At 49.6% G+C, this 22,505-nt stretch carries 21 protein-coding genes and 1 other RNA gene (1 of these 22 running past the window's edge); 20 read left to right on the top strand and 2 right to left on the bottom strand.

Annotation, left to right across the window (positions count from 1 at the left end):
- Positions 1–25: 25 nt before the first annotated feature.
- The 3 genes from GZH47_RS14615 (at position 26) to ssrA (ending at position 1,270) form a co-directional block, all read left to right on the top strand.
- A complete protein-coding gene (locus tag GZH47_RS14615) occupies positions 26–574 on the top strand; it encodes a HupE/UreJ family protein (RefSeq protein WP_225446494.1) in 549 nt (182 codons plus the stop codon).
- A gap of 33 nt (positions 575–607) precedes the next feature.
- On the top strand, positions 608–910 hold the full coding sequence (locus tag GZH47_RS14610) for a hypothetical protein (protein WP_162640732.1): 303 nt from the start codon (positions 608–610) through the stop codon (positions 908–910).
- Between the two features lie 7 nt (positions 911–917).
- Positions 918–1,270, top strand: a transfer-messenger RNA (tmRNA) gene (gene ssrA, locus GZH47_RS14605).
- Between the two features lie 288 nt (positions 1,271–1,558).
- Here ssrA and GZH47_RS14600 read toward each other — a convergent pair.
- A complete protein-coding gene (locus GZH47_RS14600) occupies positions 1,559–2,575 on the bottom strand; it encodes a LacI family DNA-binding transcriptional regulator (RefSeq protein WP_225446493.1) in 1,017 nt (338 codons plus the stop codon).
- A gap of 605 nt (positions 2,576–3,180) precedes the next feature.
- On the opposite strand from GZH47_RS14600, the gene GZH47_RS14595 reads away from it, so the two are divergent.
- The 6 genes from GZH47_RS14595 (at position 3,181) to GZH47_RS14570 (ending at position 11,704) form a co-directional block, all read left to right on the top strand.
- Positions 3,181–4,074 (top strand): carbohydrate ABC transporter permease, encoded by an 894-nt coding sequence (locus tag GZH47_RS14595; protein ID WP_162640731.1) that lies wholly within the window; start codon positions 3,181–3,183, stop codon positions 4,072–4,074.
- A gap of 5 nt (positions 4,075–4,079) precedes the next feature.
- Complete coding sequence (locus tag GZH47_RS14590) at positions 4,080–4,934, top strand: carbohydrate ABC transporter permease (protein WP_162640730.1); 855 nt, start codon at positions 4,080–4,082, stop codon at positions 4,932–4,934.
- An 85-nt stretch (positions 4,935–5,019) separates the two neighbouring features.
- Complete coding sequence (locus GZH47_RS14585; protein WP_162640729.1) at positions 5,020–6,297, top strand: ABC transporter substrate-binding protein; 1,278 nt, start codon at positions 5,020–5,022, stop codon at positions 6,295–6,297.
- Positions 6,298–6,402: 105 nt separating this feature from the next.
- Positions 6,403–9,396, top strand: coding sequence for a hypothetical protein (locus GZH47_RS14580; protein ID WP_162640728.1), 2,994 nt, complete (start codon positions 6,403–6,405; stop codon positions 9,394–9,396).
- A 307-nt stretch (positions 9,397–9,703) separates the two neighbouring features.
- The gene (locus GZH47_RS14575; protein WP_162640727.1) at positions 9,704–9,961 is read left to right on the top strand and encodes a hypothetical protein; all 258 of its coding nucleotides are present in this window, start codon (positions 9,704–9,706) and stop codon (positions 9,959–9,961) included.
- A gap of 48 nt (positions 9,962–10,009) precedes the next feature.
- Positions 10,010–11,704, top strand: a complete 1,695-nt coding sequence (locus GZH47_RS14570; RefSeq protein WP_162640726.1) for a methyl-accepting chemotaxis protein — start codon at positions 10,010–10,012, stop codon at positions 11,702–11,704.
- 159 nt (positions 11,705–11,863) lie between these two features.
- Here GZH47_RS14570 and GZH47_RS14565 read toward each other — a convergent pair whose 3' ends face one another.
- Positions 11,864–12,745 carry a LysR family transcriptional regulator gene (locus tag GZH47_RS14565; protein ID WP_162640725.1) on the bottom strand — a complete coding sequence of 294 codons (882 nt, stop codon included), beginning with the start codon at positions 12,743–12,745 and terminating at the stop codon, positions 11,864–11,866.
- Positions 12,746–13,165: 420 nt separating this feature from the next.
- On the opposite strand from GZH47_RS14565, the gene GZH47_RS14560 reads away from it, so the two are divergent.
- The 11 genes from GZH47_RS14560 to GZH47_RS14515 all read left to right on the top strand — a co-directional run.
- Positions 13,166–14,905: a response regulator gene (locus tag GZH47_RS14560; RefSeq protein ID WP_162640724.1), complete on the top strand. Its 1,740-nt coding sequence runs from the start codon at positions 13,166–13,168 to the stop codon at positions 14,903–14,905.
- 40 nt (positions 14,906–14,945) lie between these two features.
- Positions 14,946–15,185 carry a DUF7660 family protein gene (locus tag GZH47_RS14555; RefSeq protein ID WP_162640723.1) on the top strand — a complete coding sequence of 80 codons (240 nt, stop codon included), beginning with the start codon at positions 14,946–14,948 and terminating at the stop codon, positions 15,183–15,185.
- Positions 15,186–15,319: 134 nt separating this feature from the next.
- Positions 15,320–16,399 (top strand): S1C family serine protease, encoded by a 1,080-nt coding sequence (locus GZH47_RS14550; RefSeq protein WP_225446492.1) that lies wholly within the window; start codon positions 15,320–15,322, stop codon positions 16,397–16,399.
- A gap of 481 nt (positions 16,400–16,880) precedes the next feature.
- Positions 16,881–17,132: a hypothetical protein gene (locus GZH47_RS34640; RefSeq protein WP_225446491.1), complete on the top strand. Its 252-nt coding sequence runs from the start codon at positions 16,881–16,883 to the stop codon at positions 17,130–17,132.
- Positions 17,133–17,160: 28 nt separating this feature from the next.
- Positions 17,161–17,319 carry a group II intron maturase-specific domain-containing protein gene (locus tag GZH47_RS34635; RefSeq protein ID WP_263866917.1) on the top strand — a complete coding sequence of 53 codons (159 nt, stop codon included), beginning with the start codon at positions 17,161–17,163 and terminating at the stop codon, positions 17,317–17,319.
- Positions 17,320–17,507: 188 nt separating this feature from the next.
- Positions 17,508–18,614 carry an amidohydrolase/deacetylase family metallohydrolase gene (locus GZH47_RS14540; protein WP_162640721.1) on the top strand — a complete coding sequence of 369 codons (1,107 nt, stop codon included), beginning with the start codon at positions 17,508–17,510 and terminating at the stop codon, positions 18,612–18,614.
- A complete protein-coding gene (locus tag GZH47_RS14535) occupies positions 18,592–19,695 on the top strand; it encodes a DgaE family pyridoxal phosphate-dependent ammonia lyase (protein WP_162640720.1) in 1,104 nt (367 codons plus the stop codon). The genes GZH47_RS14540 and GZH47_RS14535 overlap by 23 nt, the downstream gene beginning before the upstream one ends.
- A gap of 2 nt (positions 19,696–19,697) precedes the next feature.
- On the top strand, positions 19,698–20,453 hold the full coding sequence (gene dagF, locus GZH47_RS14530) for a 2-dehydro-3-deoxy-phosphogluconate aldolase (RefSeq protein ID WP_162640719.1): 756 nt from the start codon (positions 19,698–19,700) through the stop codon (positions 20,451–20,453).
- Entirely contained in the window at positions 20,446–21,474 is a 1,029-nt protein-coding gene (locus tag GZH47_RS14525; protein ID WP_162640718.1) for a sugar kinase, read from the top strand. Before dagF ends, GZH47_RS14525 begins: the two co-directional genes overlap by 8 nt.
- The gene (locus GZH47_RS14520; protein ID WP_162640717.1) at positions 21,474–22,190 is read left to right on the top strand and encodes a GntR family transcriptional regulator; all 717 of its coding nucleotides are present in this window, start codon (positions 21,474–21,476) and stop codon (positions 22,188–22,190) included. Before GZH47_RS14525 ends, GZH47_RS14520 begins: the two co-directional genes overlap by 1 nt.
- A gap of 252 nt (positions 22,191–22,442) precedes the next feature.
- Positions 22,443–22,505 carry the 5' end (the start) of a YecA family protein gene (locus GZH47_RS14515; RefSeq protein WP_162640716.1) on the top strand. Its footprint extends 1,098 nt past the window's final position, so 63 of the gene's 1,161 nt are visible here — the first part of the coding sequence; the start codon lies at positions 22,443–22,445; its stop codon lies beyond the right edge, outside the window.

Below are 22,505 nucleotides of genomic sequence, written 5' to 3'. Positions count from 1 at the left end.
GAAATTCGGGGGGGGGTTCATAGAAATGATTTCTGCATTCATCTCATTCTTCAGACTAGGCGTAGAACATATTTTGACGGGCTATGATCACCTCTTGTTTATTTTTTCGCTGTTGATTGCAAGGCAAACGATTAAACAATATGCGGCGGTCATTACGGCATTTACCATCGCGCATTGCTTAACGTTGACCTTGACGGTGCTCGATATTATCAACGTTCCGTCCAGTATCGTTGAACCGGCGATTGCGCTTAGCATTTGCTATGTCGCCATTGAAAATATTTTCAAAAAAGACGTGAAGAAACGCTGGATGATTACGTTCGTATTTGGTTTGATCCATGGCATGGGGTTCGCCGATCTATTAAAGGGCATGAACCTGGCAAAGAACTATTTGGCATTTAATATCTTTAGTTTCAATTTAGGAATAGAGGTTGCCCAGCTAGGAATTCTCGCGATATTGTTGCCTCTGCTCTTCTTTATTCACAAATGGAAGTTTTCAGTGAGAGTCGTCAATGTCTGTTCAGCGATCGCTTTTGTATTAGGGGGCTTGTGGTTAACCGAAAGAATGTTTTTTTAAGCGCCCGCAACCCTGTTGTAGGTCGGCGGACTCGTGATCATAATATATAAACTGGCTGGACACCGCTCCGGTTTGAAAGTGATTGCTCGACGCACTCAATTAGTCGACTGCAACGGATCAGAGGCCAATATACATCTTGATCATCAGCTGCGCAAACGGTTCGGGTTCTCCTCGCTTCGCAAACGAATCATGGTGCTGTTGACCATAGGTTCAGTCGGATTCGCCATCTTTATGGCTTCGGTCTCTTACAATGCGATCTACACGATGCAGCATGATAAGATCAAGACGTCCATGGCTTCGATCTGTACCAGCAGACCTCGAAGCTCTACGCGCTAGTGCTTACCGATTCGACGGGGATAGTTCGAGCATGGGTTGCGGGTAGCAGGGAGTCGTCTGCTTCATCAACGCTAAAGCCTATTAAACGGCAAACAACAACAATCCTACGCTTTAGCAGCTTAATAACCTGTTAGCGTGCTCCTACCTAGCATCGCCCATGTGACTAGACTAGGGGCTAACAAATAGTGGGATACGCCGTTCGGTCTCCGCCTGGGGTCGACGGAATAAGACAATCAGGCTGACCCAACGCATAGCCGGTTACGGGGCGCTGCTAGGGTGACATCAAAACTGTGACTACACCCGTAGAAGCCTGTGTGGCGTTGTCTTCGGACAGGGGTTCAAATCCCCTCGCCTCCACCAAATGAAAGCCCCGTCCTCGTGAGGACGGGGCTTTGTTCTGTCTTAAATTGAGCCCAATTGTAGCCCGAACTGGTTTGGAGGTAGTATTGCAACTGTCATTCTACTACTAACGCATCGCGTCTTTGACGGACTTCGTTCCGGCAGGACAGCGATGCGTTTTTTTGTGGCGGTTCCCGACAATATATTCAAGCATGCCAAAAAGCCCCCTGCATCGAACACATTCAAAAATGTCCCGTGCAGGGTACCCATGCAGATCGGCCACAAGAAACCAGTTGTTCTAGTTGAGAACTAAGATGTCAGTTGTCTCGTTGATTCACGCGGTATCAATTTGGCAGGAAGCAGAATTTCCATATGAGGTTCATTCGGGTTGTCTATTCTCCATAACAGTTGTTCAACCGCCTTCCGTCCATAAATGGGAAGATCGATTGTGACCGTCGTTGTCGGCGGCGAACTAATCTGCGACAATTGGCCGTTATCGAAACTGCATACGGATATGTCGTCAGGAACCTTGATTCCTAATTGATTAAGACTGGATATGAGTAGAAAGCCAAGTCCATCGTTGACGCAAAACCAGGCAGTCGGAAAAGCCTTCATGTTCGAAAGCTTCTTTTGCATATCGTTGATATCCTCGATTGCGTCTTTAACGACCCATTCAGGATCAACAGGGAGGCTGGCGTCATTCATGGCCCGGAGGTACGCCTCGAACCGCTCGTAATAACTTGGGGAAATGTTCACGTTACCCCAATATCCTATTTTTTGGTGGCCGAGCTGAATTAAATAACGTACCGCCTCATAGCCCGCGAAGCGGTTATTCGTCAGGATGCAGTCCGCATGAATATCAGGGTGATGATGGTCAATTAGAATGGCGGGAATGTTCGTTTCCAATATGGCATTTATATATTCGGTACTGATGTGCGAGAGAATGAGAACGCCGTCTATGGTCTGGCTGTCAAGAACAGAAGGGAGAATAAGCCGGTCTCTCGCTTCCGTATTCACGGATTGTATCAGCAAGGAAATGCCGCGTTCGGAGCACTCCTTCTCGATCGCGAGATAGATTTCACCGAAGAAACTACGCTGAGAGAAAGCGTATTCCGAAGCGATCAGGGCGATGGTCCGGCTCCGCTCCTGCTGTTTCTTCTTCCGGGTTTCGGAGTACACATAGCCGAGCTTCTCTGCCGTTTCGAAGACGAGACGTCTGGTTTCCTCGCTCACGCCGTCTTTGCCGGTCAATGCCTGCGAGACGGAGTTTTTGGAGATATGTATCGTGTCTGCAATTGTCTGCATGTTCACTTTCGTTTGCTTCAAATGATGCCGCCCCCTTCCATATGAGCAAGCGCTCAAAAAAAATAACAGGTAGTAACGTTACAAATTATATTGGAAAAAAGCGAAAAAAGAAAGCGGTTTTCTTGGAAAATTTAGGACTGTTCTTTTGCGATTGACAACATGATAGAAGTAATAAATAATGTTGTTAGCCTAATTTCAAGATTATGTAATTTGCTATTTGAGGATGAGTCACCTTGTTTGTCATGTCGAGATCGAATCAAGTCGTTCAGAGGAATTCAAACGATGATGCGTTATCCAAGAACGAAATGATGACCTTCAGGATACGTGAGTCGAAGGACAGCGAGCATTCGGAAATGCTGTTCTTTGTAGAGAAAAATGGTGTCTAGAAGCCTAGATCGGGCATGCCGAAGCTGAAGCTACAGGCTTCGTTCTATACGCGTATCGGAGGGGAAATCGTTCTCGATTTTCCTGTTTTCGTGTGGGGATTACATGACAAGACATTACAATAAAATATTTAAAATAAATAATTAATTACAAACCTGTTAAATAATGTTGACAAAATCAAAAAGTAACTTAAAATGTACATTATAAAACGTTTTCAAATTTTTTGTAAGGAGGGTGATAAGGTGCGTTTCAAAAAATACGAAGGTTATTTATACATTTCCCCTTGGATTCTCGGGTTCATCTTGTTAACTGTAGCACCGCTGATCTTTGCGTTTTATATCGGGCTTACAGAATGGGACACGTTCAATGCGCCAAAGTTTGTCGGCTTGCAGAACTATTCGGATTTATTTCGGGACGAAGATTTCGTCAACGCTTTATGGATTACAATCAGGTTTGCAATTATTTCGGTTCCGCTCGGCATCGCAACTTCCATCTTGATTGCCGTCCTGGTCAATTCCAAACTGAAAGGGATGGCTTTCTTCCGAACCGCGCTTTATATGCCGGCCGTCGTTTCCGGGATTGCGATTTCGCTCCTTTGGAAATGGATGCTGGATAAAGACTTCGGGATGATTAATCTGATTTTGTCGAAGCTGGGCATTCCGGAGCAGGGCTGGCTGACGGATCCTCATATGGTTCTTTACTCGTATCTGATGATGGTCGTCTGGGGAGCGGGCGGCGGCATGCTGACATATCTCGCCGGCTTGCAGGATATTCCGGGTCATCTCTACGAGGCTGCGGAAATCGACGGCGCGAATGCGTTCCAGAAATTCAGACATATTACGCTCACGATGCTGTCCCCGGTTATTTTCTATAATCTGATCATGGGAATCGTCGGTGCGATGCGTAAATTCGGGGACGCTTATATTATTGGCGGCGCGGGCAATCAAGGCCGCTTCTATATGGTTTATCTTTATGAGAACGCGTTCAAATTTTTCAAGATGGGTTATGCGACGGCGATGGCTTGGGTTCTATTCGTACTTATCATGCTTCTGACGATGGCGGCATTTAAATCATCTTCGGCCTGGGTCTATTATGAAAGCGAAGTCAATACAAGACCAAAGCGAAAAAGGGGGTAACTAGCATGTCGTCTTATGTGGCTGGCAGTAAACGAAAAAGAACCAAACGCGCTATCGTCCAATATAGCCTGCTGGTGTTGTTGTCCATTACAACATTACTTCCGCTGATTTGGATGTTGTCGACTTCCTTGAAATCGGGAGACGTCATCTTTGAAATTCCACCGAAGTTTTTGCCGGACGGTTTTCATTGGGAGAACTATTCGCGAGCTGTAAGTGAAATTGAATTTGCAACGCTGTTTAAAAACTCGTTGACGATTACGTTCTTTAATCTCTTATCCAACGTATTTGTCTCGGCGCTCGTTGCCTACGGTTTTGCCCGGTTCCAATTTCCTGGTAAAAGTATATGGTTTCTTCTGGTGCTGTCTACTATCATGCTCCCCGGGGAAGTCACGATGATTCCCGTGTTTATTGGCTTCAGCAAGATCGGTTGGACGAATACCTTCAAACCGCTCATTATTCCGGGCTTTCTGGGAGGAGCTCCCGTATTTATCTTCCTGCTGCGTCAGTTCTTTATGTCGATACCTAAGGAACTGGATGAGTCGGCGGTGCTCGACGGGGCGAGCAGTTTTAAAATCTTTTACCGCATTTTCCTGCCCTTGTCGATACCGGCTTTGGTTACGATCGGCATATTCTCCTTCCAGGGAAGCTGGAACGATTTGCTCGGACCGTTGATTTATTTGAACGATACGAATAAATTCACGCTTCCGTTGGGACTCGCGATGTTTCAGGGGGTTATGAAGGTAGAGTGGGGGCCGCTCATGGCAGGCTCGATTCTGGTTTTGCTACCGGTACTTGTGATTTTCTTCCTGGCGCAGAAGCAATTTGTGGAAGGTGTTAAACTAAGCGGTATTAAAGGCTAGTGGTCACTGAACCGCGTTGATTTTTGATCTCCTGCCCTTATAGCCGGAAATCAATTTCAAATATTATTGAGGGGGAAGTACATCTATGTTAGGCAAAAGAAGATTTTATTTCATGGTAGTGTGCATCATGGTTTTCTCGATCGTCCTGTCAGCATGCGGTTCCAATTCGTCCAAATCGAATGAAGGGAATCAACCAGCTGCGAATGCGGGCAATCAACCTGCCGGAAACGCAGCGCCAGCCGAGAAAGTGAAATTGAAAGTAGCGACATGGGCAGGTGCGGGCGAACTGAAAGAATTTCAAGATCTGATCGACAAGCTCAATGCAAGCGCAACCGATTATCAGATCGAAGTCCAAAGCATTCCAGCCGACTATTACGTCAAGCTGCAGACCATGGTAGCTGCTCATCAGGCTCCGGACTTCATGTGGCTGTCGCAAGAATATGTTCCGCAATATGCAAGCCTGGGCGCAATTGCTCCGCTTGACGATCCATTGGCTTCCGTAAGTTCGTTCCAGGCCGACGATTACTATCCAGGCCCGCTCAATGTAGGCAAGGTAAACGGCAAAATCTACGGACTGCCTTGGATTTCCCAGCCGTACATGCTTTATTACAACCAAGATATGTTTGACAATGCAGGCGTAGCCGCTCCGACGAACGATTGGACGTGGGACGACTTCGTCGAAGCAGGCAAAAAACTGACGAAAGACGGCCAATGGGGCGCGCTGTTGAACAATATGCCGACAGCGATGTACACCTGGTCCTACGGCGGCGATATCTTCGACACAGCCGGCAAAATCGTACTGGATTCGCCTGAATCCATTCAAGGTCTTCAAATGTATCAAACCATCGTAAAATCCGGCATTATGCCGCAGCGCGCGCAAGCTGACTCCATGGGCAACGGCGATATGTTCAAAACCGGCAAAGTGGCGATGTATATCGGCGGCGCTGGCGACGATGTCGAGAAGACATCGAAGTTCAAAGTGGGCATGGTCGTTCCGCCGAAAGGCACGCAGCAAGTCACATTCAGCTGGATGGCTGTAACGGCGATGTCCAGCACGACCAAAAATCCTGCCATCGCGGCAAAAGCGCTTAACGATATGACGCTTGCGATTCACAAATGGAAGGTTGTCGCACCTACGAAATCCGGTTTCGACTTGATTTCGACAAGCAATCCGGATAAAACCTACGCAGTGGATGCCATCCGCAAAGGTTCCGAGGTTGCTCGCGGCTTCAACAACCAGCCGAAAGAAGGCGAAATCGACGGAGCGATCTGGGAGAAGCTGACGCAGCCGATCGAAAGCGGCTCTGACATTACTGCCGCCGTGAAAGCTACCATTGCAAAATTCAATGATATCAATAAGTAACGATCAATAAGTAAACTTGGACGTACAAATAAATTGCTCACACCCGCCGCCAGCGGAGGCCTTTGCCTCATGCAACGGCGGGTGTTTAGCATCTGGGAGGAACTTATGAACAAGCGAATCACCCAGAAGCTTGGCATTATGGGGCTTTCTGTCTCCATCGGCAGCGCGGTTATGTTCACCTCGCTGCTTTCGCCAGCTTTTGCATCCGGTGTGAATGAGCCGGTGAGCGCCGTGCCTGACGTGCAGAAGCGCATCAACAAGATCGAGGAAATGCCCAATCTTCCTCAGCCATATGAGATGAAGAATTGGAAGCAGACGGCGCGCCAGTACGATCAATTCGTGTTCGATTTTACGAAGCAAGGAACGTTTCTGCCTGTGGGCTGGTGGGACAAGACGCATACCAACATGCAAGAAGATACCTTTGGTCTGATGTCTTACGTCGGGAAGTTCTCGCAGGGCAACGACGGTTCGCAAGAAGCGATCAATATGATGGCGGCCGTACTAAGCGCCACGCTTGTCGGTATCGATAAGAGCAACCAGAATGGCAAGAATTACGTGAAAATGCTGCAGACGTTCTATAACAAGGATAACGGGGAGAACGTCATTCTGAACAACCCGAACACCGTAAGCGGCCAGACGTTCTGGTATGAAATTTTACCGCATGTTCTTTTCTATGCGCTCGATTCTTATTATCCGGATGTGGACAATATGGATGCAATCATGCGGAGTACGGCTGACAAATGGGCCAGTGCGGTGCAGGAGCTGGGCGGCAAGTACGGACAGGCGGATTTTAATTACACGGCCTATAAATTTTACCGAACAGAGCCGTTCAACAACGAACAGTGGACGGAACCGGATGCTGCAGCCGGCGTAGCCATGCTCGAATATATGGCTTATGCCAAATTCAAAGACGCCAAGTATTTGCAGGCTGCGCAGCTCAGCATGGATTTTCTGCAGCGGCAGAAAGACAATCCCCTCTATGAGGTGCTGCTATACTTCGCGCCGTATATGGCAGCGAGGATGAACGCCGAGCAAGCCCAGTCCTTCGATGTCGACAAAATGATCAACTGGGTATTTGACGGAGGCAGCGCGGTCCGGGACGGATGGGGAACGATGACGGGCAAGTGGGGCGGCTACGATGCCGACGGCTTGCTCGGCAGCTTGAAGGATAACGGGGGATATGCGTTTGCCATGAATACGTTCTCGGCATTCGGCGCATTGGCTCCGGTAGTGCGCTATGATCCCAGGTATGCCCGGGACATCGGCAAGTGGATGCTGAATGCCGCGAATCAGTCGCGCCTGTTCTATGCCGATGCTCTGCCTCCCGATCATCAATCGGGATCCGATTGGCAGGGAGATCCGCAGCACGTCATTCCTTATGAAGGCTTGCGCAAGGAGATGAAAGGAAAGACGCCTTACGCGAGCGGCGATCCGACGGTAAGCGGATGGGGCAATACCGATTTCTCGCTCTACAGCGGATCCTACGCAGGGTTTCTTGGCGGCTTGATCGATACGACGAACGTTGAGGGCATTCTGAAAATCGATACATTGAAAACGGATTATTTTCATGAGGACGCTTACCCGACTTACTTGTATTACAATCCTTATAAAGAAGCCAAGTCTCTGGATGTTACGGGCATCGGAAGCGCGCCGGTGGATTTGTTCGACTCGGTTTCCGGTCATGTATTGGCCGCAAGTGTTACTAATCAGGCCACGATTACGCTGGCTGGCGATAGCGCGGCTGTCATTGTCGTCGTTCCGGCCGGAAAGGCGATCGAATCGAGCGCTAAGGGCTTGAGCGCCGGAGGTGTGTTCGTTGCGCCGCTCGCGAGGCCTGCTATCAATATTCGCGATCTGCAAGCCGGCCAAACGGTGAGTGGCGCGCTTCCTGTTACGCTTGAAGCAGCCGTTCCTGTGAACAAGAAGATCAAGCAGGTGACGATCACATTTGCCGATCAGGAAATTTACAAGGGAAGCGAGATCCCGAGCCCCTTGCAGCTGGACACGAAGAAATTTCCGAACGGATTTCAACAGCTGCAGGTGGACCTGGAAGCTTCGAACGGACAGCGGGATACGGCGCAGATGCAGCTTTTCGTGCGCAATGAAGGCGGGACTTCCATTCTGACGGCCGATCCTGCGCAGATGGCCGCATGGACACCGATCTCCGTCATGAAAGGGAAAGGCGAGTTGAAAGACGGCAAGGTGGTCGTTACGGAAACGAATGATGACGGCGCATACGGAGGGATTGCAAGCCCTGCCTTCAAACTTGATTTCAGCCGTCAATCTTTTCTAATCGTGGACGTCGATTCCGCAAGTCCGGAGTGGACGCTGCAGCTGCATGTGAAAAGCGAAAAATGGGGGCTCTATATTAAACCGGATGGGCCCGAGACGGGACATTTTGTCTTTGACGTCATGAAAGAGCTGCGAAGATTGCGGCCGGATCTGCCTTATTTGGGCGTTCAGGACGTCGAACTGTGGTTGGTCGCGGCCGATAAGGAGGGTGCGCAGGCCTCATTCGGCGGAATCGATATGTTTTATCAAGACGAGCCTGTATGGAAGGAGAAGGAGTGGAAAGCTCCTCAAGGAGCGGAAGCGATCGCAAACTGGATCCCGTTGGCTTCGATGAAAGGCGCTGCCGTGAAAGCGGACGATGTTGCGCTCATTCGCGAGGACAACCTGCTCGACCGCGGAGGCGTCGGCTCGCCGTTCATGAGCGTCGATCTGCAGCGTGACCCGGCGCTGGATGTCAATATCGCCCAAGCGTCGAACGAATGGTCGCTCATGATTTATGTAAAGGGCAAGAACGAAGGGGTTGAGGTTCAAGCTCCAACCTCGCAGCTCGGCAAGAAATCCTATAAGTTAAAAGATTTGGTCTATGAGGCGTACCCGCAGCTTGATCCAAAGCAGCCGGTTGATTTGCAGTTGTGGATGCTGGCGCAGGGAGACAACAAAGCCAATGTCGGCATCAAGAGCGTGAAGCTGTCTTACGGCAGGAACACACATGCGAAATGGCTCTATATCGATATTGTCGCCCTCCTGGTCGCGGCAGCTATGATCGCTTCTTTCATGATTAGAAGTCGAAAAACGCGAGGGAAATAGCGTCGTGCAAGATTGAATTGCAGAATGCAATCTCACTCCCCAAAGAAGTGCTATTGCTATCGTTAAACCGGCTCGCTTAACAAGGAGCCGGTTATTTGGTTACCCAAATACGGATAAACGTTGGCTAATTGTAGAATATATCGGGTCTGTTCTGAATTCATTGGGTTATCTCAAGCGGTTAAATAAAACTATACACAGTGTTAACAATCTCTAGTTTGATCATATGCATTGAATACTATAATGTCATGATATTGGAGAATTCGTTATGGGGACGTTCCCCCTAATCTTTAGAAAACAGGAGATAACTATGACGGATCAAAACGATTGGGATGAATCCTTGCGTGAGATTATTTTTGAATGTAAACAGCTTATTCAGCAGCTTGATCAGCAGCTTGAAGGAATATCTATATTATTTACGGAGAAGTCGAATGCGTGTATGGATGAACTTTATAATCGTGAGCAGCTCGAATTGATTCTTGACGGCACTGATTGTACTACAATGGAACTCCACAAAGTCCAAAATGGAGAGCTGACGGATGGAAATCCAGATGCTCCAAAGGAATAAGCGTCATTTACTGCTAATGGAAGAAAACATGGGGAGTAGGACATTCATATGAAGATTACAACTTGGCTTAAGGCAACAAGTGGTGTTTTTATCTTATTGTCGGTTTTGAATGGAGGGAGTATTTATCTACTTCATAGCAGTGTGGCGCAAGAACGATCCGCTGTGAAAAACCAAGCTGTATTCAAGCAATTAGGGATCGATTTAGCCAATGCCTCGGACTATTTAACAAACGAAGCGAGAGCTTATGTGCAGTTTGGAGATATAGTTCATTATGACAATTACTGGAGAGAAGTTAACGAAACCAAAACAAGAGATCACGTCTTGGATGAATTGACTAAATTAGGTGCACCGAAAGAGGAAATGGATTTCATTGCAAAGGCAAAACAAAATTCAGATATCCTCGTCGCAACGGAAGATGCAGCTATGAAAGCCGCGGAGAGCAAGGATTTTACTGAAGCCCGGCAGCTCATGTTCGACAGCAACTATGACTCGAACAAAAAAGTCATTATGGAATCACTACAACAGTTTCAGCACATGATGAATACGAGAGCGGAAAGCGAAGCGACTGCCGCAAAAAATAATGCAAGTTTATTGCTTAAGGTAACGATACTCTTGCTCATGATTACATTTGCCATACTACTTGCAATGATCATTATGATTTACGTGAAATTGAAACCACTTAAGCTTGTCAATGAAAAAATAGCCGAACTTGCGAAGAGCGGCGGCGATCTCACTGGAAGACTGGATTATTCAGGGAATGATGAGATCGGAAAAATTTCCAAATCTTTAAATGAGATGTTGGACGCACTGCAATCTATTATCACAGATGTACGAGATACGTCATGGAGCGTATTAGACTCGTCAAGCAAGTTGGTTGTGAATACAAAAGAAACCGCAAGCGCAACAGAGGAAATTACGAGACGAGGAACAGTTATTGAGCAAGGTGCAATAACCTCTGTACAAAATACGCTTGATGCATTCCGTGCAATTGAAGAAATGTCCAAGGGTGTGCAGCGCGTTGCTGAATCTGCAGAGGTTCTATCCGAAGCGGCATTAAATACAGAGCAAGACGCTCAAAATGGAGTAGCTTACATACAGCAAGTCAATTCTCAGATGGCTCAAATCGGACACTCAGTTAGTGGTACGGTAGCTATCGTAGAACAGCTGAAAGGAAGATCAGCTCATATTGAAACTATTGTTTCCACGATATCTGAAATATCCAATCAAACGAATTTGCTTTCGCTGAATGCATCCATTGAATCGGCAAGAGCCGGCGAACATGGTAGAGGGTTCTCTGTTGTGGCTAATGAAATTCGTAAACTGGCCGAGCATTCCTCATCGTCGGCAAGGCAAATAACGGAACTTCTAGTAGGTATTGAAAATGATTCGTTCGAAACGGAACGAGCGATGCAACAGGTGACGGAAGAGGTGTTGAACGGTCAGAAGAGGATAGAAGAAGCGATCGTATCGTTTGAAAGTATTTTGAAATCAAGCCAGCAAGTGGCTTCGCATGTCCAGGAGGTGTCTGCTGTTAGCGAGGAAATGGCGGCCGGATCAGAAGAAATCGCAGCATCCGTTGCCGATATGGCATCGGTTGCTGAAGAATCGCTTAAAGGAGTGAGAAGCGTTAACGATATGACGGTAAAGCAAAATGTCTTAGTTAAAGAGGTCTCAGCTTTTACCGAACTTCTCAGCAAAGATTCTCAGAACTTGGAAGCTCTTGTTATGAAATTTAAAGTATAGCAGTGATGGGGGCTGGCGGTTATAACGAACCCTATCGCCTTATACATGGCGGGCACTCATTGAGAGTGAACGCCTATTAATTTCTTCCTGTATGGAGAAACAATTTATTCGCATCGAGAGAAGCATTAGGGAGCAGTTTACTAGGACTTGGTTTCCTTTTTAATCAAATTGAGCTCTTACATGTTTGGAGAATTCCCTGGTATAGCTGGATAGATTCGTATTGCAATGAACGGCCCAAATATCTCTATAAAAATAATCAGGATCTTTAAATGGAATAGCAAATAAATTTTCATTCATAATGTAGATATGACCCTTTAATGTAAAATTATCCATAATTGTAAAGGCGTTTCCTTGCAGAATAAACTCACCAATTGGTTCAGTTCGGGTCACCGTTACATAAATCGGATTGCCGTCTAGATTTGCTCTTTTGATCATTTCTTTATGAGCGGGAGAGTCGAGGACAACGATGGATTCGTTCCTTAAATCCTCCGATGTTAAATATTCTTTAAAGCGAAAACGGGACTCTTTTCCGAGGCAAATGCACAAATAGCTTGTATATAAAATTTCAATATCAAAATTCCGATTCATTAATTCTTTTTCTTCACCAAGAAAAGCAAGGTCGATGCTATTGGTTGAAATTTCTTCGCAAATCCGCTGAGGTGTTTTTTCAAAGAGCTCTATCTGGATATCTTTAAACTCCTTTTTGAAAGAAAATAACGCTTCTTTAATGATATGTCCAAACGCAGAAGAATACGATATTTTCAATTTCAAATAATCGCCATTTTTTGCGCGATTAATATCTTCGTATAATTCGATATATTTAGTTTTCATTTCTAATAGTTTTGTAAGCACGATTTCGCCTTCATGTGTTGGAATTGTTCCTTTGCTCGTTCGTTGGAATATGGTTACTCCTAGTTCATTTTCTAATGATTGAATGGATTGACTAATGGCAGAGGCAGTTATATGCAATTTATCTGCTGCTTTTCGTATTGATTTGTCTGCGGCTACTTGTAGAATATATCGGATCTGTTCTGAATTCATCGGGTCACCTTACCTCAAGTAGTTAAATAAAACGATACACAATGTGAATAATTTCTAGATTGATCATACGGTGGTGGATAACTATGGATGATCAGAACGGCTCGAATGAATCTTTTACTAGGGTTAATTTTGAACGTTAACAGCTTATTCATCAACTAGAAGGATCATCCATATTATATCTGGAAAAGTCGAATGAGTATACGGATGAACGCTATGTTTCAGGAGCAGCGCCCGTAACATAGCTATTTGAAACTACATTGCATGATTTGAGAGAGGGAGAGCGGCCCAAGAATGACCCAGAATTATTATTTGATCAAACATTTAGGCTGAATATACTGACTGTCGATATCAATGCTGACGCAGATATCATCTAGCTCATATTTGTGATTGTGACAACGTGAGAGAAATGAGGAATACAGCTTGGATGAGTTTGATAGCCATGATTACGTGGAAGCTAGCCCCAGTTTGGAGTTTGAAAGCAGACAACAGTATCTCGAAGAACTGAGGCAGCAACTGGATGTTTTGAATGATCCTTCAATCATAATCCGCTCTGACGAGGTCATCGAACGAGCGAGAGAATGGTACCGGATCGGCCACACGATCAAAGGAACCGCCCCCATTCTGGGGATGGAACGCATGGGGCGAGTAGCCGAACTGTTTTCCCAATCCTGGGAATGGAGCTACGATACGAGTTCCTTCGCAGTAGACGAAGTGCAAAATCTGTTTCAGGATTGCTGCTTGGCCAGCGCTCCCCTCTTGCAGGAGCTTGAAATGGAATTCGAAATCAACTGCAAGGCACTGCTATTGGAACAAGAGCAAGCACCGCGCAAGCAGGCCCTTCCCTCCCAACTCTTAGGCAGCAGATTGCTGATCGTAGATGATGACCGGGTGTTACGGTCCTTTTTGGCTCGCAAGCTTAGGCTTGAGGGTTATAACGTAGATGAGGCCTCGAACGTGGAAGCTGCGATCAAGCTGCTGAAAGAGAATGACTATCAGTTAATTACGCTTGATCTGATGATGCATCCGCATAGCGGCTATGAAATATTCGAGGTACTGAAAGAAGATCCAATGATTAAATGGCTTCCCATGCTGGTATTGTCCGGCCGCAATGATATGAAGGATGTCGTGCGATGCTTTCGGATGGGCGCTGATGATTTCGTCACCAAACCTTTTCGTTATGAAGAGCTAAGCGCGCGGATTCAACGGATGCTGCTGCGGCACAAGGAGTTGGCGCTCCTGGCGTTCAACGATCCGTTGACCGGAATTCATAACCGGCGGTATTTCGACCTGCAGCTCCAAGTAGAAGCGAACCGTGCGCAGCGATACAATGAGCCGTTGACGCTGGTCATCATCGATATTGATTTCTTTAAAGAGGTTAACGATCGACATGGTCATCCAGCCGGCGATCTCGTGCTGCAGAAATTCGGCCATTTGCTGCAAAGCTGTCTGCGGAACACCGATATACTGGCGCGCGTCGGTGGTGAAGAGTTCGGTGTCATTTTTCCGGGGATTACCGACCTTGAAGCGGAAAAAATCATGAATCGCATCTTGCAGCGCGTCCGAAGCGAGTCGATTGCTAGCCACGATAATTTTGATTATTTTATTACCTTCTCGGCAGGCATCGCATCTTGGAATACAAGCAAGTCCGTTCAGAATTGGTTCCAAGTCGCGGATTATGCGTTGTACAAAGCGAAGCGGACCGGGCGGAATCGTGTTGTCCGAACATCCTTCGGCATGGCGAAAAAAAATCCGGCTGGCTTGGAAACTCAAGCCGAAGAGTCCAAAACGATTCTGATTGCCGACGATGACCGTATGCTCCGCAAGATGATCGCCGATCAATTCAGGAAAGAGCCTTACAAGCTGCTCGAGGCGCAAGACGGAGAAACGGCTTATCGGATCTTAGTCGAACAGCAGCCGGATATCTGTATCTTGGACTGCATTATGCCGGGCATGAGCGGATTTGAAGTGCTTGAACGATTGAGAACGGAAGGCACGCGTGCGTCAAAGACCCAAGTCATACTCCTTTCCGGAAGAAGCAGCGAAGAGGACGTACATAAAGGGCTGGAACTTGGCGCAGATGCGTATATGTTTAAACCATTCTCCTTAATCGATGTGGAAATGAAAGTGAGCAAGATGCTGCTCGCCGTACGAGGTCATTGATGTTTCATTTTAAGGAAAAATCCGGGCAAGGGGGTTTATCATGCAATTACATGAAATAAGATCAAAAAATGATTTTCTGCGGTTTCTTACTGTTCTTAGGAGCGACTTGGTTAAAAATTCGAATGACTGGGAAAATCCGACTTTAGATAAGTACCTCGAAGCCATGCAAGGGTGGATACAAGATATGGATGGTTACTATTCAGACACCGACCAGACCATTCCAGAACAAACGTGGAAGGTTTTTGCCGATATTTTATATGCAGCCAAAATATACGAGTAACTAAAGGCACTCCATTCGGATCCATTTTCCTGACATATTCAAAGGATACTCAGCAACCTTTTAGCTAGATTTAAGCTTCCTTTTAGAATCGTCCCACATAATAGAGTCATCAAGAGCAAGAGAGGATGATTCGAATGAACGAGAACAAGGATATCAAACATGAACGTGACAACGCCAGTGAAGGTCTAACTATATATCGCTACGATTCCCCGAAGAAGGCGGCTGACCTGCAAGCAGCGTATAAAGATGCAATCGCGGAAAATGACCGGAAAGGGGCTTCGGGGAGCGGAGCGCAACGGCGCAAAAGAACGTCGTCCCAAACGCTTTTGGCCGCTTTTCTTGCCGGCGCTTTGACGATCGGCGGGTTAGCTTACATGTCCGATCGCATGAATCTATTCAGCGGAGGGACAGCCAACGTGGTCCAAACGTCCGCATCGACCGCTAACCCTGCTTCGGCCGATGCCGGAGTGAAGACCGCTTCTCTCCAGTCCTCTACGGAGGATTTCGCTGCGGTATTTAATCAAGCGAACCCGGCGGTCGTGGAGATCGGCAATTACGGCGTCGAGAACAATCAGTCGAGATCCAACCTCTTCGGCAGCAGCCGAGGTCAGTCGGGCAGTCGGCAGCAGTCGTTGCCGACCAACGAAGAGCCGGTGCTGATGGGCACGGGATCCGGATTCTTTTTCAATAAGGACGGCTATATCCTGACCAACCAGCATGTCGTTGCAGATGCCTCGGAGCTGAAGGTAACGGTGCCCGGTTACGACGAGCCGCTGGAGGCCAAGGTCGTCAACGAGAACGAAGATTTGGATCTGGCGGTGATCAAGGTGGAGACGCAGGACGGCAAAGCTTTTCCGACGCTAGGCTTCGGTGACTCGAATCAGGCGAATATCGGCGACTGGGTCATCGCGATCGGCAATCCGTACGGCTTGGATCATACGATGACGACAGGCGTTCTGAGCGCGAAGGAGCGTCCCATTACGGTCGCGGAGGACGATGGATCGGAGCATAAATACGAACATCTTCTCCAAACCGACGCTTCGATTAACCCCGGCAATTCGGGCGGACCGCTGCTGAACACGAAAGGCGAAGTGATCGGAGTGAACACCGCAGTCAACGCCGAAGCCCAAGGCATCGGATTCGCCATTCCATCCAGCACGATTCAGGATGCGGTGAAGGAAATGATGAAGGGAACGACAGAAAGTTCATTATAACTAGTACCGAAGTCTCCGTAACTCCTCCGCCAGTTAAACCACATCCTTTCAAGGATGTGGTTTTTCGTAGTACGCCCAGCATGGGCGTCGTCTCTAGGGTGAAAGTCCCGAACGGGGGCTGGCGAACGCCTACCGTTAGCCAAGAGCAAGGGTGTCCGCCGCGAGGCGGAATCTGAAGGAAGTTTAGGCAAATGCACGAGCCAAAGTACACGAACTGGATTCGAGGCAGGGTTAGCCGGATGAGTCACCCACACATGACGAAATCCAAAGTCGCCAAAGGCTATCCCTGTAAACTCCAGTGGCTGCGGGCAGAAAGATGACGTTCTTATCTGGGGAGATCTGCGGGAGAAAAAAATGCGAAGTCACTTCGTAACCGCAGCCGAGAGGTTGCGCTGAACCCGCAGAAGTTAGCAGAAGCCATAGTACATAGGCTGTTGCAACAGCCCACGGAAGGGCTGAACCGAAAGGAGAGTGGAAACCGATGCGTTCGCGCAAAGAGCAGAACGACCTGCTGGGGCGGATGCTCGAAGGAGAGAACCTTCGGCTCGCTTACAAACGAGTCGTACAAAACGGAGGAGCGCCCGGTGTGGACTGCGTAACGGTAGCGCAGCTACAAGCTTACCTGAAAACACACTGGGAAACGGTGAAAGCCGAACTCCTAACGGGAACGTACAGGCCTTCGCCCGTCAAACGCCCCGCAAAGCATCTCGCGATTCAAAGAGCGAGTACGTGAGCTGACGAACCGAACGCGCTCCATAGCCATGGAAGACCGCATCGGGCAAATTAACCGATACATGATGGGATGGCTTGGCTATTACCGACTAGCCACGGCAAAGAGTCGCGTAGAAAGATTCGATCAGTGGATACGGCGAAGACTTCGGATGTGTCTATGGAAGCAATGGAAACGGGTACGAACGTGAGCTGCGAGCGTGAGGAGTGTCCAGAGCTGCTCGATTTCCTTTTATTCATTACACTTCTTTTTATCATTTCATTCCTTGCATGCTCGACGCCTCCGCCTCTGAATGCAAACATTATAATGTTTATTGACGCCATCCTAAAACCCATATAGAGTAACATTATAACGTTATAATCTTAGGGTGAACTTACGATGAGCGACAACATGGTATTGCGCGGGGCCAAGCTGACGGACGGACGGAAGGTGGATATTGCGATCGTGGATGGCGTGATAGCCGAAGTGGCGGAAGCAGGGAGCGGCGGTATCGCAGGCGGCCGGGAGCTGGATTGCTCCGGCTTGTTCGTCTCGAGCGGCTGGATTGACCTTCATGTCCATGCGTTTCCGGAATTGCATCCCTACGGGGATGAGATTGACGAGATCGGCGTGAAGCAAGGCGTTACGGTGATCGTGGATGCGGGCAGCTGCGGCGCGGACCGAATCGGCGATTTGGCGGCAAGCCGCGCGGCCGCGTTAACGACCGTGTTTGCGCTGCTTAACGTATCCAGGGTTGGACTGCAGCGGATTGACGAGCTGTCAGACCTCGCTTGGCTGGACAAGGAGCAGGCGATGCAAGCCGTTCGGCTGTACCCGGATTTCATCGTCGGTTGGAAGGCCAGAATGAGCGGCAGCGTCGTTCGCGAGAACGGCATTCGGCCCTTGGAGATTGCAAAGGAGCTGGCCGAAGCGACCGGTCTGCCGTTAATGGTCCACATCGGTTCAGCGCCGCCGAAAGTCGAAGAGATTCTTCCCTTGCTCACGCGAGGCGATGTCGTAACGCATTATTTGAATGGGAAGAGCAACCGCTTGTTCCAAGCGGACGGCAGGCCGATTCCCGCATTAATCGAAGCCGTTGCGAGGGGCGTTCGCATGGATGTCGGACACGGGACGGCCAGTTTCTCCTTCGGGACGGCGGAAGCGGCCAAGCATAGCGGGGTCAGGTTCGATACGATCAGTTCGGACATCTATCGCGGAAACCGGCAGAACGGTCCCGTTTACAGCTTGGCGCATGTCCTGTCGAAGTTTCTGGCCTTAAACTATTCGCTCAGCGAAGTAATCGGCGCCGTGACGGCTAATGCGGCGCAATGGCTGGGCAAACCGGAGCTGGGCCGTATTCAAGCAGGAGATCGAGCGAATTTGACGTTATTCTCTGTCACGGGCGAGCAAATCACATTCGTCGATTCCGAGGGAGCGACGCGCATAGGCGAGCATCAAATTATTGCGAGAGGGGTTTATACGAATGGGCGGTTCATTGCATGCTAAGTACGGATTGAAACGCGTGATCAACGCTAGCGGGCGCATGAGCATTCTCGGCGTGTCCGCGCCTGCGGATTCGGTCATGGAGGCGATGAGACAGGGCGGGCAAAGTTATGTTGAAATCGCCGATCTCGTAGACAAGGCAGGCGATTACATCGCGGGCTTGCTGGGCTCCGAAGCCGCGGTAATCGTGAATTCGGCATCAAGCGGCATTGCGCTGTCGGTGGCCGGCATCGTTACGCAAGGGAACCGGCGTCTGAGCGAGCGGCTTCATCAGGAGCCGATCGCGCGGAACGAGATTATTATCTTCAAAGGACATAATGTCCAATATGGCGCGCCGATTGAAACGATGGTATACCTCGGAGGAGGCAGGCTCGTCGAAGTCGGCTACGCGAACGAAGGCAAGGCCGAGCATATCGAGGATGCCATCGGCGAGCGGACGGCTGCGATTCTGTACGTCAAGTCCCACCATGCCGTGCAGAAGAACATGATCGGCGTGGAGGAGGCTTGGGCGGTCGCGCAGCGCAGAGGAATTCCGCTCATCGTCGACGCGGCGGCGGAAGAGGACGTCTATAAATACGTGAAGCTCTCGGACCTTGCGATATATAGCGGATCCAAGGCGATCGAAGGACCGACCTCCGGTATTGTCGCGGGCAAACGGAGTTTTATCGAGATGGTCAAAATGCAGCTGCATGGGATCGGCCGATCCATGAAGGTCGGCAAGGAAACTTCGTTCGGGCTGCTTCAGGCGCTCGACGAATATACGGCGAAGAAGGATAACAGCGAGCAGGAAAAAGCATCCCTGCAGGCGCTGATGCCGCTGAACGAGCAGCCGGGCGTCAAGGTGACGATCGTTCAAGACGAAGCGGGGCGCGCGATATTCCGAGCGCGCATCCAGATCGATCCGCAACTTGCGGGGACGACGGCCAAAGCGGTCGTCGAGGGGCTGCAAAACGGCGACATTGCCATTTATACGCGCGATTATGGCGTGAAGCAGGGCTATTTCGATATCGATCCGCGTCCGCTTCTCGGCGATGACATCGATGTTATTGCGGACGGCATACGTTCGCTTACGGGAGGCCAATGAACATGTCTAACATGACGAAACGATTATATAAAGGCCGCGCGGCTTTGAACGTACTGGCAAACGGTTTGGAAAATGCAAAAGAGGTATTCGATGCCGCTGAAGGCTTCGTGCTCGTCGGCGTTCTATCGAAGGACTATCCGACCGCCGAAGCCGCCGTCTCCGCAATGAAACGAATCGGCGAAGCGATCGATGACGCGGTCTCGATCGGACTCGGCGCCGGAGATAACCGGCAGGCGGCCGTCGTCGCGCAGATTGCGAAGCATTACCCCGGCACGCATATCAATCAGGTCTTCCCTGCTGTCGGCGCTACCCGGGCGAATTTGGGCGAGAAGGACAGTTGGATTAACAGTCTTGTTTCTCCTGCGGGACAGGCAGGCTACGTGAATATATCGACGGGGCCAGTCAGTGCGGCGCATCCGGAGCAGGCTATTGTGCCTGTGAAGACGGCGATCGCACTCGTGCGGGACATGGGCGGCAATGCGCTCAAATATTTCCCGATGAACGGATTGGCTCGCGAGGATGAGCTGCGTGCCGTGGCGAAGGCATGCGGGGAAGAAGGATTCGCCCTCGAGCCGACGGGCGGAATCGACTTGGACAACTTTGAGGCGATTCTGCGCATTTCGCTTGAAGCCGGCGTGCCGCAAGTCATCCCTCATGTCTATTCATCCATCGTCGACAAGGCGACCGGCAGGACGAATGTGGAGGATGTGCGCGTGCTGCTGGAGATCATGAAGAAGCTGGTTGACCGGCATGGCTAACGCTAAACGCATGCGCGTCGCCGCGTTCGGGGAAGTCATGATGCGTTTGCAAACGCCAGGGTATGAATTGTTGTCGCAAGCAGACAGCCTTCGCTATTCGTTCTCCGGGACCGGCGTGAACGTAGGCGCGGCGCTTGCCCGTCTTGGACATGACAGCTTTCTGGTCACAAGGCTGCCGGATAACCCGCTTGGAGACGCTGCGGCGGCGAATGTGCGGAAACTGGGGTTGTCGCTGGATTTCGCGGTCCGTGGCGGTCAGTATCTAGGCATGTACTTCCTCGAGAACGGATTCGGCGCGAGGCCGAGCCGGGTCACGTATTCCAATCGGCAAGAGAGCAGCTTTAACGCTGCGCCGTCTGGCGCTTACGAGTATGAAGCGATCGCCGTAGGCATCGATTTGATTCATTTTTGCGGAATTACGCTGGCGATGAATGATGTCGTCAGGGGACACATGCTTCGGCTTGCAAATGCGGTGAAAGCACAAGGCGGCAAGGTAGTTTTCGACTGCAACTATCGGCCGGGCCACTGGGGCGAGAATGGATACGCGAAAGCCAAACGCCATTATGAGCAGATGCTTGAACTCGCGGACATCGTCATGATGAACGAGCGGGATATGATCCACATCCTCGGCATGAAGTCGGACAAGACGGATCGCCTCGAGCAGCTCGCGGAGCTGTTACCGGCAGCGGCCAGCCGGTACGGCATTTCCGTGATCGCGGGCACGCACCGCACCGTTCATGCCGATAACAAGCACTCGCTGCTCGGGTTCTTGTATAAGAGCGGCGTCCTCTCGTTCGCAGGACCTCGCACATTTGCGGTCTACGACCGGATCGGAGCGGGAGACGCGTTCGCCAGCGGTATCCTGCACGGCGAGCTCGCTGCCTTCGAACCGGAACGGACGGTTGAATTCGCCGCAGCCGCAGCAGGGCTTGCCCACACAGTGTCGGGAGACACGCCGATGTCGGGCGAGGGCGAAATCCTGCGAGCCATGACGGATACGAACGGAGATGTGATTCGTTAATGAAGCTGTCGCGCATCAAGAAGCCGCTGTATGCGCAAATCGCGAACATCGTGAAGGATCGGATTCTGCACGGCGTCTATCCTGTCGGAACGAACATCCCGACGGAACAGCAGCTGGAGCAAGAGTTCAACGTCAGCAAAGCCACGGTGCGAGGCGCGATCAAGGAGCTGGCGTGGGATGGCTACGTGGAGACGGGCAGCGGGAAAGGCACCAAGGTCATACGCAATACTTCCGTGTCCAAGCTGTCCAAGCTGAAACGCTTTACGGAAGTGCTCGTTGAGGAGGGCCATCGGATTCGCAAGCAGCTGCTTTTCGCGGAGAGCGCCGTGAACGAAGCGGGATCGGCGGCGTACCACTTATTCGGCGAACGGTGTCTGCGCATCGAGAGAGTGTATTATTTAAATGACCAGCCGTACATTCATTACACGCACTACCTGTCTAGCCGGGTTGGATGCCCCGAATTGCCGGATCTAAGCGAGCAGTCGCTCTATGATTTGCTTGAAGAACAGGCCGTGTCGCTCGGCAAGTACAGGGATGAATTCTCTGTCTCTGCGGCAGCGCCTGCTTCCGTCTTGGCCGCCTTGCGAATCGAGGCGGGAACGCCGTTACTCAAACGCTCGCGTTATGCGTACGAGGAAAGCGGTGAATTGATCGAATACAGCGAAGGCTATTACCATACCGAGCATCATCATTACGTTGTCAATTATGATGTCTGAGCGCAAACAACCCTTTTTCACCCATGAAAGAGGGTTATTTGCATGTTAAGTCTTTATGTTAATTAATCTAAGAGGAATACGCTTACTTACACGCCATTAAGGCTGTCTCAACAGGAGCGAAAACCACGTCCATACGAGGATGTGGTTTTATTTACATAGGAAGAAGACGAAGGAATTCTGCGAAAATTGTTGATTGCGACCCGGGTTAGGGTACAATCTATGTATAAAGTTTACTTATAAAGGAGTTTAGGCATGGGTTTGGAAAAAGGTATGGATTTGGAAAAAGAGATGCTGCAGCTGAATGTTAACAATGCG

Source organism: Paenibacillus rhizovicinus (genome assembly GCF_010365285.1).
Taxonomy (GTDB): domain Bacteria; phylum Bacillota; class Bacilli; order Paenibacillales; family Paenibacillaceae; genus Paenibacillus_Z; species Paenibacillus_Z rhizovicinus.
The sequence above is the reverse complement of the archived record's forward strand: the minus strand, read 5'-3'. Positions and strand labels throughout refer to the sequence as shown.

What these genes read in the sequence shown, in the direction of transcription:
- GZH47_RS14615 (WP_225446494.1), top strand. Translation starts at nt 26, where the DNA reads ATGATTTCTGCATTCATCTCATTCTTCAGACTAGGCGTAGAACATATT.
- GZH47_RS14590 (WP_162640730.1), top strand. Translation starts at nt 4,080, where the DNA reads ATGTCGTCTTATGTGGCTGGCAGTAAACGAAAAAGAACCAAACGCGCT.
- GZH47_RS14585 (WP_162640729.1), top strand. Translation starts at nt 5,020, where the DNA reads ATGTTAGGCAAAAGAAGATTTTATTTCATGGTAGTGTGCATCATGGTT.
- GZH47_RS14580 (WP_162640728.1), top strand. Translation starts at nt 6,403, where the DNA reads ATGAACAAGCGAATCACCCAGAAGCTTGGCATTATGGGGCTTTCTGTC.
- GZH47_RS14575 (WP_162640727.1), top strand. Translation starts at nt 9,704, where the DNA reads ATGACGGATCAAAACGATTGGGATGAATCCTTGCGTGAGATTATTTTT.
- GZH47_RS14570 (WP_162640726.1), top strand. Translation starts at nt 10,010, where the DNA reads ATGAAGATTACAACTTGGCTTAAGGCAACAAGTGGTGTTTTTATCTTA.
- GZH47_RS14565 (WP_162640725.1), bottom strand. Translation starts at nt 12,745, where the DNA reads ATGAATTCAGAACAGATCCGATATATTCTACAAGTAGCCGCAGACAAA.
- GZH47_RS14555 (WP_162640723.1), top strand. Translation starts at nt 14,946, where the DNA reads ATGCAATTACATGAAATAAGATCAAAAAATGATTTTCTGCGGTTTCTT.
- GZH47_RS14550 (WP_225446492.1), top strand. Translation starts at nt 15,320, where the DNA reads ATGAACGAGAACAAGGATATCAAACATGAACGTGACAACGCCAGTGAA.
- GZH47_RS34640 (WP_225446491.1), top strand. Translation starts at nt 16,881, where the DNA reads ATGCGTTCGCGCAAAGAGCAGAACGACCTGCTGGGGCGGATGCTCGAA.
- GZH47_RS34635 (WP_263866917.1), top strand. Translation starts at nt 17,161, where the DNA reads ATGGAAGACCGCATCGGGCAAATTAACCGATACATGATGGGATGGCTT.
- GZH47_RS14540 (WP_162640721.1), top strand. Translation starts at nt 17,508, where the DNA reads ATGAGCGACAACATGGTATTGCGCGGGGCCAAGCTGACGGACGGACGG.
- GZH47_RS14535 (WP_162640720.1), top strand. Translation starts at nt 18,592, where the DNA reads ATGGGCGGTTCATTGCATGCTAAGTACGGATTGAAACGCGTGATCAAC.
- dagF (WP_162640719.1), top strand. Translation starts at nt 19,698, where the DNA reads ATGTCTAACATGACGAAACGATTATATAAAGGCCGCGCGGCTTTGAAC.
- GZH47_RS14525 (WP_162640718.1), top strand. Translation starts at nt 20,446, where the DNA reads ATGGCTAACGCTAAACGCATGCGCGTCGCCGCGTTCGGGGAAGTCATG.
- GZH47_RS14520 (WP_162640717.1), top strand. Translation starts at nt 21,474, where the DNA reads ATGAAGCTGTCGCGCATCAAGAAGCCGCTGTATGCGCAAATCGCGAAC.